Here is a 12,761-nt window from a genome sequence, read left to right as displayed (position 1 = left end):
GCGCAGGGGTCACGTTCGCGTCATATGTGACCGTGTAACATGGACAGGGCCCCGGCATGTGCTACAGATCATGTCATGGGGTGGGCCATCACCTCCAAGAAGATAGAAGAACAAGAAGAAGCAAGAAGAAACGGAAACCTCCATGAAGATGGGCGGCGCGTCTGCTGTCTCCTCTTTTCTCCGGCGTTGCCCCCGATCGCGGCGCGTCAGCGCTCCGTTCCGGGGGCGACGCCGGTTTATCCGGGTTTCCGTTCCTTCATGCGGCCCCGCTGTTTTCTTGCGGGGGGTTCTGGATTAACGAGGACGCATGACGCGTATTCTCGTGATTAAGCTGGGTGCGCTGGGCGATCTGGTCCAGGCTTTCGCCCCTTTCGCCGCAATCCGCGCCCATCATCCCACCGCCGAGGTGACGCTGCTGACGACCGCGCCGTTCGCCGGGCTGATGCGCGCCGCGCCGTGGTTCGACCGCGTGGTGGTGGACGCGCGGCCGCCGTGGTGGAACCTGGCGGCACTCGTGGCGCTGCGGCGGGTGCTGTCGGGCCACGACATGGTCTATGACCTGCAGACCTCCGGCCGGTCGTCGCGCTATTTCCGCCTGGCGGGGCGTCCCGCCTGGTCGGGCATCGCGGCGGGCGCGTCCCGGCCGCACGACAATCCGCAGCGCAATTACATGCACACCCGCGCGCGCCAGCGCGACCAGCTGCGCCGCGCCGGCATTGCCGACGTCCCGGACGCCGATTTGTCATGGCTGGCGACGGGCGGACCGGTGCTGCCTGATCCCTACGCCCTGCTGGTGCCGGGGGCTGCCCCGCATCGCCCGGCGAAACGCTGGCCCGCCGAACGGTTCGGGGGGCTGGCCCGCCGCCTGCGGGATGCGGGCGTGACGCCGGTGGTGGTCGGCACGCAGGCCGAGGCCCCGCTGGCGGCCGTGATCCTGGCCGCCTGTCCCGAGGCCCGCGACCTGACCGGACGGACCAGCCTGGCCGAGCTGGCGGGCCTGGCCGCGCGGGCGCGGCTGGCGGTGGGCAACGACACCGGGCCGATGCATCTGGCCGCGGCCATGGGCTGCCCGGCGACGGTCCTGTTTTCGCGCGACAGCGACCCGTCGTTGACCGCCCCGCTGGGCCACGTGCCGGGGCAGGTGCGGGTCATCCGCGTGGACGATCTGGCCACCCTGAGCGTCGAGAGGGTTGCGGCGTCGCTCGGCTGAGGCCATTACAGCGACGTTTCCCTGTTTTTTCCGCCTGTTCTTTTTGCCCGGAGCATCCATCCATGCCTGCCATCACCCTGCCTGACGGATCCGTTCGCCGCTTTGACGGTCCGGTGACGGGCACTACGGTGGCGGAGGCCATCGGCCCCGGACTGGCCCGCGCCGCCCTGGCGATGGAAATCGACGGCCGGCTGGTCGATCTGTCGCGCGAGATTTCGGACGATGCGTCGGTGCGCTTCGTCACCCGCAAGGACGAAGCGGCGCTGGAGATGATCCGCCACGACGCCGCCCATGTGCTGGCCGAGGCGGTGCAGTCGCTGTGGCCCGGCACGCAGGTGACGATCGGCCCGTCGATCGAAAACGGCTTCTATTACGATTTCTACCGCAACGAGCCCTTCACGCCCGAGGATTTCCCGGCGATCGAGGCCCGCATGCGCGAGATCGTGGCCGCGAACGCCGCCTTCGCGCGCGAGGTCTGGCCGCGTGACGCGGCGATCCGTTTCTTCGAGGACCGGGGCGAACGCTTCAAGGCCGAGCTGATCCGCGACCTGCCCGAGGACGAGCAGATCTCGATCTACCGCCAGGGCGAATGGCTGGACCTGTGCCGGGGGCCGCATCTGCGCGGCACGGCCGACGTGGGCAATGCCTTCAAGCTGATGAAGGTGGCCGGGGCATACTGGCGCGGCGACCACCGCAACCCGATGCTGACGCGCATCTACGGCACCGCGTGGCGCGACCAGAAGGAACTGGACGCCCACCTGCACCAGCTTGAGGAAGCCGAGCGCCGCGACCATCGCCGCATCGGGCGCGAGATGGATCTGTTCCACATCCAGGAGGAGGCCGTGGGGTCGATCTTCTGGCACGCCAAGGGCTGGCGCCTCTATACGGTGTTGCAGGACTACATGCGCCGGGCGCAGACGCGCGGCGGGTACGAGGAGGTCCGCACCCCCCAGCTGGTCGATCGCGCGCTGTGGGAGGCCTCGGGCCACTGGGACAAATATCGCGAGCACATGTTCGTCGCGACCGTCGAGGACGAGGACAAGACCCTCGCCCTCAAGCCGATGAACTGCCCGTGCCATGTGCAGATCTTCCGCCACGGCCTGCGTTCGTACCGCGAACTGCCGCTGCGGATGGCGGAATTCGGCGCCTGCCATCGCTATGAACCGTCGGGCGCGCTGCACGGGATCATGCGCGTGCGCTCGTTCACCCAGGACGACGCGCACATCTTCTGCACCGAGGACCAGATCGCGGCCGAGACCGCGCGATTCGTACGCATGCTGGCCGACGTCTATGCCGACCTGGGGTTCGAGAGCTTCCGGGTGAAGTTCGCCGACCGGCCCGACCAGCGCGCGGGTACCGATGAGACCTGGGACCGGGCCGAGGGCGCGCTGATCGAGGCCTGCCGCCTGGCGGGGGTTTCGTACGAGCATAATCCCGGCGAGGGCGCGTTCTACGGGCCGAAGCTGGAATTCGTGCTGCGCGACGCCATCGGCCGCGACTGGCAGTGCGGCACGCTGCAGGTCGATTACGTGCTGCCGGAACGGCTGGATGCATCCTATATCGGCGAGGACAGCGCCCGCCACCGCCCGGTGATGCTGCATCGCGCGATCCTGGGCTCGTTCGAGCGCTTCCTGGGCATCCTGATCGAACAGCATGCCGGCCGTTTCCCGCTGTGGCTGGCCCCGGTGCAGGTGGTGGTGGCCTCGATCGTCACCGATGCCGCCCCCTATGCCCAGCAGGTGGCCGACACGTTGAAGGCGGCGGGACTGGTGGTCGAGACCGACACCCGCAACGAGAAGATCAACGCCAAGATCCGCGAGCACAGCCTGGCGCGCGTGCCCGTGATCCTGGTCGTGGGCCGCAAGGAGGCCGAGCAGGGTACCGTCGCCATCCGCCGGCTGGGCGGCGCGGCGCAGGAGGTCGTGTCGCTGGACGACGCGGCGCGGGCGCTGGCGGACGAGGCCCTGCCGCCCGACTTGCGCCGTACGCGCTGACCTTTCAGGCGGCGTCTGCTTGCGGCGCATGGCTGGCTTCGTCCTCCATGCGCCGAGAATACTTGATCTGAGTGGCCAGATTGCGCCACATAGCGGCCTAACCGGAGGTTTTTCACGCCAACCCGCTCGCCTGGCCCCTGGGTGCAGGTCCAGGGCGGCGTGTCCTCCGTACCGAAATGAAGACAGGAGCCGACCATAGCCAGACCTCCGATGCCCACTCCGCCTAACCGCGAGGGCCCACGCGTCAACGAGGAAATCCGCGTCCCGCAGGTGCGTCTGATCGACGCGGACGGCGAGATGCTGGGTGTCATGCCCACGCGCGACGCGCTGATGCGTGCCTATGCCGTGGGTCTCGACCTGCTGGAAATCAGTCCGAACGCCGAACCGCCGGTCGCCAAGATCCTGGATTACGGCAAGTTCAAGTACGAGCAGCAGAAGAAGCGCAACGAGGCCCGCAAGAAGCAGAAGGTCATCGAGATCAAGGAGGTCAAGGTCCGCCCCAACATCGATGAAAACGACTATCAGGTGAAGATGCGCGCCATGAAGTCGTTCATCGGGGAAGGCGACAAGGTCAAGGTGACCCTGCGTTTCCGCGGCCGCGAGATGGCGCATCAGGACCTGGGCATCAAGGTGCTGGAGCGGATTCGTTCGGAAATGGACGAACAGGCGAAGGTCGAGCAGATGCCGAAGCTGGAAAACCGCCAGATGATTATGGTCCTCTCGCCCCGCTGAACCGGGATCCGAGGAACCGAAGATCAGAAAAGGCCCGGACAGTTCGTCCGGGCTTTTTTCGTTCCGGGAGCACGTTTTCCATCATGACGCGATCCAATCCCGTACTCGTCTGGTTTCGCGAGGATTTCCGGCTGGCCGATAATGCGGCCCTGTCGGCGGCCGTCGGAACGGGGCGCCCGGTGCTGTGTGTGTTCGTGCTGGATGCCGCCACATTTCCCGGAGGGGCGGCGCGCTGGTGGCTGGCCGGGGCCTTACGCGCGTTGGACGCCGCCTTGCGCGCGCATGGCGGTGCGTTGCATGTGCTGCGCGGGGCGGCCGGCCATCTGATTCCCGAACTGGCGCGAGGCAGCAGGGCCGTCGCCGTCCATTGGAACCGTCGGTACGATCCGGCCGGGCGTGGCGTGGATGCCGCGCTCAAGGTGGCGCTGCGGCAGATCGGCGTTGCGGGTCACAGCTTCGCGGGCGCGTTGCTGCATGAACCCTGGACGATCCGTACCCGTGGTGGCGCGCCATTCCAGATGTTCACGCCTTTCTGGCGTGCGGCCTGTGCGTTCGGGGGGCCGCGACCGCCCCTGCCGGCTCCGGCGGACCTGTCATTCGCACAATTGCCCGAGACGTTCGAGGAAAGCCGTGTGGCGCCGGCAGGCTTCGGGCTGTTGCCTGCGACTCCGGACTGGGCGGCCGGCCTGCGCGAGGAATGGGAGCCGGGCGAAGCGGCGGCACAGGAATGCCTGACGCGATTCCTGGCGGAGGATCTGGCGGCGTACGGGCGCGAGCGGGATACTCCGGCGGCGGAGGGAACGTCCCGACTGTCGCCCTATCTGAGGTTCGGCCATGTCACGCCGGCCCAGATCTGGCAGGCCGTTGCGGATTCGGGACAGGAGGCCACGAAATTTCTGACCGAACTTGGCTGGCGCGAGTTCGCCTGGTCGCTGCTGTTCCAGCACGAGGATCTGGCGCGGCGGAATCTTCGCGGCGTGTTCGACGGATTGCCCTGGCGGACAGACCCCGAGGGGCTGCGGGCCTGGCAGACGGGGCGGACGGGGTACCCGCTGGTGGACGCCGGTATGCGGCAGCTCTGGCGGACGGGCTGGATGCACAACCGGGTCAGGATGGTTGTGGCGTCGTTTCTCGTGAAACATCTGCTGATCGACTGGCGGCACGGCGAGGCCTGGTTTGCCGACACGCTTGTGGACCACGATCCGGCGAGCAATCCGATGAACTGGCAGTGGAGTGCGGGTACGGGCGTGGATGCGGCCCCGTTCTTCCGGATCATGAATCCGGTCACGCAGTCAGAGAAATTCGATCCGGGGGGCGATTATATCCGTCGTTGGGTTCCGGAACTGGCGGCCGTGCCGGCGAACCTGATTCATGCCCCCTGGGTGGCCGGTGCGGGGGCGCTGGGGGCGCATGGCGTGGTCCTGGGGCGGGATTACCCGGCGCCGATCGTGGATCACCGGCAGGCGCGGGCACGCGCGCTTGCCGTGTGGACGGCCCTCCGGAACGGATGAGACGGAATCGCCCGCCTACGGCCGCAGCAGGACCGTCGCGGTGGCCGATGCCGTGACGTCCTGTTCCTCCGCGGGGGCAGAAGGGGGGAAGGCGGCGGCGCGGGCGGCCATCGCCATCATCGGCATGGGGCGTGGCATGGTCCGGTCGCCCAGCGAGACCGAGCGGATGGTGGCGACCTTCATCCCCAGCACCGTCGCGGCGGCATCCGCCCGGCGGCGTACGTCCTTCAGCGCCTCGGCTTCGGCCTGGCTGGTCAGCTCCTGACGCCGGTCGGAGGACAGGGACCAGTCCAGCCCCGACAGGGCCAGCCCGCGTGCCTGGAGTTTCCCCACCAGGTCCAGCAATGCGGCGCCGTCGGCGCCGGTCAGGCGGATGGTCTGGCGCGCCGTCCACTGGGATGATTGCGGCCTGGCGGTGTCGTCACGCTGGACGAAATAGCCTTCGGTGACGGTGGTCAGGCCGCCGGCGGCGTTGGCGGCGTCCAACGTCTGGCGCACGAGCGCGTTGACCTTTCCCTGCGCCGTCGCGGCATTGGCGGCCGTGCTTTCGGCGAACAGCGTCGCCGTCAGCCGGTCGGGCGCGGCGTGGACCGTGCCCGTTCCGGACAGGGTCAGTTCGGTTGCGGCCGGGCCGGGCCGGGGCGCGTCCGGCGGGACGTCCTGGGCGAGGGCGGGCGTCGGGCCCAGCAGCGGAAGCAGCGTGGCGGGGGCGGCGGCCAGCGCCAGAACGGCCAGCACGGCGTGGGGGACGGGGGAGCGGCGTGTCATGAATGATTGTCTTCCTTCAGCACCATCAGCGCGCGGCGCAACTGCTCGATGCCCGAGCGGAGCTTGCCCTCGCGGCACAGATGCGCGCCCTGGTTGCGTAGATCATGGACCTCATGCGTCAGGGGTGGCCCATAGGCATCGATGACCGTTACCAGCCGGTCGCAGAACGCGCGGCTGTCGCTGGTGATGACCACCGGATGTCCGGTTGCGGAATCGGTGCGATTGCCGAGGATCGGCGGCGTGTCCTCGTCGGACACCGGCGCGAAGCCGCACAGGCACAAGCCCATGGCCATCAGGACCGGAACCGCGAGAGGCCGTGTAATCATGAATCGAAACCTAGGGCGGGTCATCTGTCGCCCCCATTGGGTGATTGTGAAGTCTCCGTCACGCCCCCCGGCGGGGCCGGGAGTGGCGTGGCGCCCGGCCGCGGCACGGGCGGGATGGGGATGGGAGGGCGCGGGGTGGAGCGGGGGCGGGCGGCCTGGCGCGCCACGGGCAGGATCATGCGGACCGACAGTCCCGGCTGCTGCGCCCGCAGGCGCAGCACGCCGCCATGCAGTTGCACGATCGCCTGCACCAGCGACAGGCCCAGGCCGGCGCCCGGCGTGTTGCGCGCCGTCTCGGCGCGGAAGAAGCGTTCGGACGCCCGGGCCAGGTCGGCCTCGTTCATGCCGATGCCTTCGTCGGTCACGGCGATGGACACGGCGTTGCGGCCCGGCGCGGACATGGCCAGCCCCGGCAGGGCCGGGCCCAGCGCGGCGGCCAGCGTCACCGTTCCGCCGGCGGGCGAGAATTTGATGGCATTGTCCAGCAGGTTGGCCACCGCCTGCTGCATCATCGCCGAATCGCCATAAAAGGGCAGGCTGGGCGGCAGGCGCAGCACCAGCCGGATCTGCCGTTCCTCGGCCACCGCTTCGTACAGGTCGCCGACATCGACCAGCAGCGGCGCCAGGTCGAAGGGCGCGAAGGCCGAGCGCCGCGACCCGGCCTCGATCTGGGCAATCCGCAGCAGGGCTTCGAACACCGCCGTGACGTTGTCCAGATGCCCCACCGCGCGTTCGACGGCCGCACGCAGCTCGTCCTCGCCATGGGCGTGCAGGGCGGCGTCTTCCAGTTGGGTGCGGGCGCGGGTGATCGGGGTCCGCAGGTCGTGGGCGATGGCGTTGGATACCTGCCGCACGCCGTCCATCAGCCGGACGATGCGGTCCAGCATCTCGTTGATCGCCTCGGCCACCTGGTCCAGTTCGTCGCCATTGCCCACCAGCGGCATGCGGCGCGACAGGTCGCCATGTGCGATCGCGGACGTAGTCTGGGCGACCGATTTTATCATGCGGCGGAACATGCCGTGGACCAGCACGGCGCCGCTGACGGCCAGCAGCGTCACCATCATCCAGGCCCACAGCAGCGAATCGGTCAGCAGCCGGCGCAGCACGGCGCGCGCGCGGATGTCCCGGCCGACCAGCAGGCGAAAGCCGCCCGGCAGGTCGAAGGCATGGACCTGCGCCGTATCCTGCATGCCCGCCCGCGTGACCTGCAGCGCGTACCATGCGTCGGTACGCACCACCGGGGCCGGCCATTCCGACAGGTTGCCGGCCAGGCGATGCCCCGACGGGTCGACCATCAGGTAGATCGCGTCGTCGTCCAGATTCTGTTCCAGGCGGTCGTCGATGGTCAGCGCAAGCGTCGGCAGCCCGCCTTCGGCCCAGCGCTGGCTCAGCGCGCGGGCGTCGGCATTGATCGCGGTTTCCACCTGCCGTTCCAGGAAGCCGATCGTGCCCCACCAGATAAAGGACATGAACAGGATGGACGACAGCGCGAACAGCACCCCGTAGCCCAGCGAGAAGCGCAGGCTGGCCGAACGCGGGATGCGGAACCGCCGCCTGCGCCTGCCAGTCGCGCTGTCGTGTCCATCGGGCATAATCAGGCGATTTCCATGCGCGCCACTGCCCGCCCTAGTCCGCCCGCAGCATGTATCCGGCGTTGCGGATCGTGTGGATCAGCGGCGTGTCGAAGGGCTTGTCCACCTTCTGCCGCAGGCGCGAGACGTGGACGTCGATGACGTTGGTCTGCGGGTCGAAATGATAGTCCCATACCCCTTCCAGCAGCATGGTCCGCGTCACGACCTGTCCGGCATGGCGCATCAGATATTCCAGCAGGCGGAATTCCCGGGGTTGCAGGTCGATCTTCTGCCCTCCGCGCCGGACCGAGCGTGACAGCAGGTCGACCTCGAGATCGGCCACGGTCAGGCGCGTCTGCGGCGCGTTGTCGCTACGGCCCCGGCGCGACAGGGCCTCGACACGGGCCAGCAGTTCGCTGAACGCGAAGGGCTTGGTCACGTAATCGTCGCCGCCGGCCTTCAGCCCCTGCACGCGGTCGTCGACATCGGCCAGCGCGGACAGCAGCAGGACCGGGGTGCTGTTGTTCTGCGCCCTGATCGTCTCCAGCAGCCGCAGGCCGTCGATCCCGCCGGGCAGCATGCGGTCCAGGATAATCAGGTCGAAATTCTCGCTGACCGCGAGGAACAGCCCGTCCTTGCCGTTATCCACGGGTTCGACCAGATGCCCGGCCTCGCGCAGGCCTTTGGCGATGAAATTGCGGACGGTCGGATCGTCCTCGACGACCAGGATATGCATGTCGGTCCGGCTCCCGGTTCCTGTGGATAACAGTATCTTACCCTCGCGGACGCCCCGCTGACCAGAGCAGCCGTCCACGCCTTGTCGGATGGTCTTAATCTTAGTCGTCCATGCCTTCGGGGCGATGGGCGACCACCACCGCCACCGTCTGCACCACGCCGCGCCGGCGGATCTTCACCTGGACGGTCGATCCGGGATGTTCCGCCGCGATGGTGCGGATCAGGGTGCGGGAACTGTCCATCGGTTCGTCCCCCACCGTCAGCACGATGTCGCCGGTACGCAGATGGGCCCGCTGGGCCGGGCCGTCGCGGTCGATGTCGGTGATGCGTACCCCGTCGTGCGTGTCGCCGTCGGCCAGGGTCACGCCCAGCCAGCCGCGGTCGATATGCCCGGTGCGGCGCAGTTCGGCGACGATGGGGGCGACGATTTCCGACGGGATGCCGAAGCCGATGCCTACCGACCCCCCGGTGGGCGAGACGATGGCGGTGTTCAGCGCCACCACCTGGCCGCTGAGGTTGAAGGACGGGCCGCCGGAATTGCCCGGATTGATCGGGGCGTCCAGTTGCAGGAAATCGTCGAACGGGCTGGCGCCGATGTCGCGCCCGCGCGCCGACACGATGCCGGCCGTCACCGACGACCCCAGGCCGAACGGGTTGCCCGCCGCCATGATCCAGTCGCCGACATTGATCTGCCGGCTGTCGCCCCAGGTCACGAACGGCAGCGGGTGCGGGGCCTGGATCTGGATGACCGCGATGTCGGTCAGGTCGTCGCTGCCCAGCAGTTTGGCGGGAAATTCCGTGCCGTCGGACAGCGACACGATGATGCGGTCGGCCTCGCCCACCACATGGTTGTTGGTCACGATCACGCCGCTGGGGTCGATGATGAAGCCGGAGCCCGCGCCCAGCATTTCCTCGCCGCGCGAGCGCATGCGGTCGCGGAACCGACGCTCGAACGGGGTGCCCTTGACGCCGGGGGGTACGGGCTGGCGCTTGTGCGGATCGTCGGCGTCCTGCGTCACCGCGATATTGACCACGGCCGGGACGACCAGCCGCACCAGCGGCGCGAAGGTCAGCGGCCCCGTGGCCACCAGCGGCGGCATCGGGGAGGCGAACAGGGGGGCGTCGGCCGCGAATGCCGTCGTGGGCGGGCAGGCCAGCAGGGGCAGTAAAAGCGCGGGAGCCGCGCGGCGAAGGGAGAGGGCAGCCATCCGCCGCATGGGCACGGGGTCCTGTTCCTGATCGGGCGGCCCGATCGGCCGGTCCATCGCGACGATAGCCGATAAACGGGCCGGCGTCATGGCCGGCCCGATTGGCCCCGCCGGGCGGGCGGCGTGGCGGTCGCCGGCTGTTCCGGCCAGTCGTGCCGGGGATAGCGCCCGCGCATGTCCCGGCGCATGTCGGCCCACGACCCGGCCCAGAACCCGGCCAGGTCGGCGGTGATCGCCTGCGGCCGTCCGGCGGGCGACAGCAGGGCGATCTGCAGGGGCACGCGGCCGTCGGCCAGGCGCGGCGTCTCGCGCAGGCCGTAGAACGTCTGCGCCCGCGCCGAGGCGGTGGGCACCGGCTGGGTGTAATCGATGGCCACGCGCCCCCCCGGCAGGTCCAGGGACGCGGGCAGCGTGCGGTCCAGCCAGGTCAGCGTCGCATGGTCCAGCCGCCCGCGCAGGATGGCCAGCATGTCCAGGGCCGCGACCTCGGACAGGCGGGTCAGGCCGGCCAGCCAGGGCGGCAGCCAGTCCGCGGCATCGCGGGCCAGCGCCGCGTCCGACAGGTCGGGCAGGTCCTCGCGCCCCGGCAGGGCGCGCGCCAGCGCCAGCCGGGCCTGGAACTGCCGCGCCGCCGGCGTCCAGTCCAGGGCGCTGTCCAGCCGGTCGGCCACCTGGCGCAGCAGCAGGTCCGCGACCTCGTCGGGGGCGGCGGCCACCGTGCGGTCGCGCAGCACCAGCGCCCCCAGCCGCAGGCGGCGGCGCGCCATCACTGTTCCGGTCACCGGGTCCAGCGTCGTTTCCACCTGCTCGTGCGCGCGGGCGCGCAGGGTGTCGGGCAGGCGGTCGGGGTCCAGCGGGGCGGCCAGCCGGATGTCGGCCGCCACGCGCACCTGCAGGGTCGCGACCGCCAGCAGGCCGGCATCGGCCAGGCGGTCGGTCTTGCCCAGGCGCGCGCCGCCGCCACCCGACAGGCGGAAACTGCCGGGCTCGCCGCGCCGCTGGGCGATGCGGTCGGGGAAGGCGGCGGCCAGCAGCGCGCCGGCGTCGCCCGACGCGGAGGCGTCGCCGCGCAGGCCCATGCGCCGGCGGTACTGCCCCGCCGCCTGGCGGATGCGCGCCAGCGCGCCGCGATCGGCATCGGCATGGTCGCCGCCGGCGATCAGCTCCAGCCGCAGGGCGATGTCGGCGGGCGGGATGGCGGGCGCGCCGCCTCTGGCTCCCCTGCCGGCGGGCGCGGGCCGGGGGCGGAGGGGGTCGCGTTCTTCCAGCAGGGCGGCGATGTCGGCCGCCAGGGCGGCCTCGGCCGGGTCGCCGGCGGCCAGCATCATGGCCGCCAGGCGCGGATGCGCGCCCAGCGCCGCCATGCGCTGGCCGGCCGGGGTGATCCGGCCCTCGGCATCCAGCGCGCCCAGGTCGGCCAGCAGGGTGCGCGCCGCCGCGAACGCGCCGTTGGGTGGGGCGTCCGGCAGGGGCAGGGCCTCGGGCGGGGTGCCCATCGCGTCCTGCCACGCGGCGGTGTCCAGCCGCAGGCCGGTCAGCTCGCCGTCCAGGATCTCGGCCCGGTCGTGCGGGGCCATGCCGCGCCCGGTCGCCTCGCTCCACAGGCGCAGGGCGACGCCGGGGGCCTCGCGCCCCGCGCGGCCGGCGCGTTGGGCCGCCGCCGCGCGGGAAATCCGCACGGTGTCCAGCCGCGACAGGCCGGTGCCGGGGTCCAGGCGCGGGCTGCGCCGGAAGCCGCCATCGACCACGATTCGCACGCCGGGCACGGTCAGCGACGTCTCGGCGATCGAGGTCGACAGGATGACCCGCCGCCCGGCATCCGGCGCGGGACGCAGGACGCGGTCCTGCTCGGCCGGGGGCATTTCGCCATAGAGCGGCAGGACGGCGGCCGATACGCCGGCCAGCGCCGTCTGGGTGCGCCGGATTTCGCCCACGCCGGGCAGGAAGGCCAGGATGTCGCCCTCATGCGCGGCCAGCGCGGCGCGGATCGTCCGGGCCATGGCGTCGGGCAGGTCGCGCAGATGGGGAATGTCGCGGGGGGCATGCTGGATGTCCACGGGGAACATCCGGCCCGCGCTTTCGATCAGCGGGGCGTCCATCAGGGTCGCCAGCGCCGCGCCGTCCATGGTCGCGGACATCGCCACCAGCCGCAGGTCCGGCCGCAGGCTGCGTTGCACATCCAGGCAGAAGGCCAGCGCCGCGTCGGCATCCAGCGAGCGTTCGTGGATTTCGTCCAGGATGACGCAGGCCACGCCCTCCAGCGTCGGGTCGGACAGCAGGCGGCGGACCATCAGCCCCTCGGTCACCACCTCGATGCGCGTGCGCTCGGACACTGCGGAGTCCAGGCGCGTGCGGTAGCCGACCAGCCCGCCGGCCTGTTCGCCCAGCAGGCCGGCCATCCGCTGGGCCGCCGCGCGGGCGGCCAGCCGGCGGGGTTCCAGCATGACGATGCGCCCGTCGCCGCGCCAGGGCGCGTCCAGCAGCGCCAGCGGCACCGTTGTGGTCTTGCCCGCGCCGGGCGGGGCGACCAGCACCGCGCCCGGCACGCGCGCCAGGCTGTCGCGCAGGGCCGGCAGGATTTCGGCCACCGGCAGGTCGGCCGGGATGGCCCAGCCGGGGGGCTGCCGATCGGGCTTTTGCAGGTTGGGGCGGGAGTCCATATCCTGCTTATGCGTCGGTGGCCCGGCGTCGGCAATCGCCGGCGCC

10 protein-coding genes are annotated in these 12,761 nt (G+C 70.5%); 4 read left to right on the top strand and 6 right to left on the bottom strand.

Annotation, left to right across the window (positions count from 1 at the left end; translation table 11 throughout):
* The first annotated feature begins 307 nt into the window (after window positions 1-307).
* From HLH21_RS06400 to HLH21_RS06385, 4 genes are all read left to right on the top strand, one after another.
* Window positions 308-1,210 (top strand): glycosyltransferase family 9 protein, encoded by a 903-nt coding sequence (locus HLH21_RS06400; RefSeq protein WP_182942481.1) that lies wholly within the window; start codon window positions 308-310, stop codon window positions 1,208-1,210.
* Between the two features lie 62 nt (window positions 1,211-1,272).
* Window positions 1,273-3,204: a threonine--tRNA ligase gene (gene thrS / locus HLH21_RS06395; RefSeq protein ID WP_182942479.1), complete on the top strand. Its 1,932-nt coding sequence runs from the start codon at window positions 1,273-1,275 to the stop codon at window positions 3,202-3,204.
* 210 nt (window positions 3,205-3,414) lie between these two features.
* The gene (gene infC / locus HLH21_RS06390; protein ID WP_182942478.1) at window positions 3,415-3,936 is read left to right on the top strand and encodes a translation initiation factor IF-3; all 522 of its coding nucleotides are present in this window, start codon (window positions 3,415-3,417) and stop codon (window positions 3,934-3,936) included.
* An 83-nt stretch (window positions 3,937-4,019) separates the two neighbouring features.
* Window positions 4,020-5,447, top strand: coding sequence for a cryptochrome/photolyase family protein (locus HLH21_RS06385; protein WP_182942476.1), 1,428 nt, complete (start codon window positions 4,020-4,022; stop codon window positions 5,445-5,447).
* 15 nt (window positions 5,448-5,462) lie between these two features.
* On the opposite strand, the gene HLH21_RS06380 is transcribed toward HLH21_RS06385, so the two are convergent.
* From HLH21_RS06380 to hrpB, 6 genes are all read right to left on the bottom strand, one after another.
* Window positions 5,463-6,215 carry an SIMPL domain-containing protein gene (locus HLH21_RS06380; RefSeq protein WP_182942474.1) on the bottom strand — a complete coding sequence of 251 codons (753 nt, stop codon included), beginning with the start codon at window positions 6,213-6,215 and terminating at the stop codon, window positions 5,463-5,465.
* Window positions 6,212-6,541, bottom strand: a complete 330-nt coding sequence (locus HLH21_RS06375) for a hypothetical protein (protein ID WP_182942473.1) — start codon at window positions 6,539-6,541, stop codon at window positions 6,212-6,214. The genes HLH21_RS06380 and HLH21_RS06375 overlap by 4 nt, the downstream gene beginning before the upstream one ends.
* Window positions 6,542-6,561: 20 nt before the next feature.
* Window positions 6,562-8,133 (bottom strand): sensor histidine kinase, encoded by a 1,572-nt coding sequence (locus HLH21_RS06370; protein ID WP_182942471.1) that lies wholly within the window; start codon window positions 8,131-8,133, stop codon window positions 6,562-6,564.
* A gap of 34 nt (window positions 8,134-8,167) precedes the next feature.
* Window positions 8,168-8,848, bottom strand: coding sequence for a winged helix-turn-helix domain-containing protein (locus tag HLH21_RS06365; RefSeq protein WP_182942469.1), 681 nt, complete (start codon window positions 8,846-8,848; stop codon window positions 8,168-8,170).
* Window positions 8,849-8,948: 100 nt separating this feature from the next.
* A complete protein-coding gene (locus tag HLH21_RS06360) occupies window positions 8,949-10,055 on the bottom strand; it encodes a S1C family serine protease (RefSeq protein WP_373319593.1) in 1,107 nt (368 codons plus the stop codon).
* An 86-nt stretch (window positions 10,056-10,141) separates the two neighbouring features.
* Window positions 10,142-12,715 (bottom strand): ATP-dependent helicase HrpB, encoded by a 2,574-nt coding sequence (gene hrpB, locus HLH21_RS06355; RefSeq protein ID WP_182942465.1) that lies wholly within the window; start codon window positions 12,713-12,715, stop codon window positions 10,142-10,144.
* Between the last annotated feature and the right edge of the window lie 46 nt (window positions 12,716-12,761).

Origin of the sequence: Gluconacetobacter johannae, assembly GCF_014174305.1 — a bacterium.
Classification (GTDB): Bacteria; Pseudomonadota; Alphaproteobacteria; order Acetobacterales; family Acetobacteraceae; genus Gluconacetobacter; species Gluconacetobacter johannae.
Note: the sequence above shows the minus strand (reverse complement) of the source record. Positions and strands in the feature narration are given on the sequence as shown.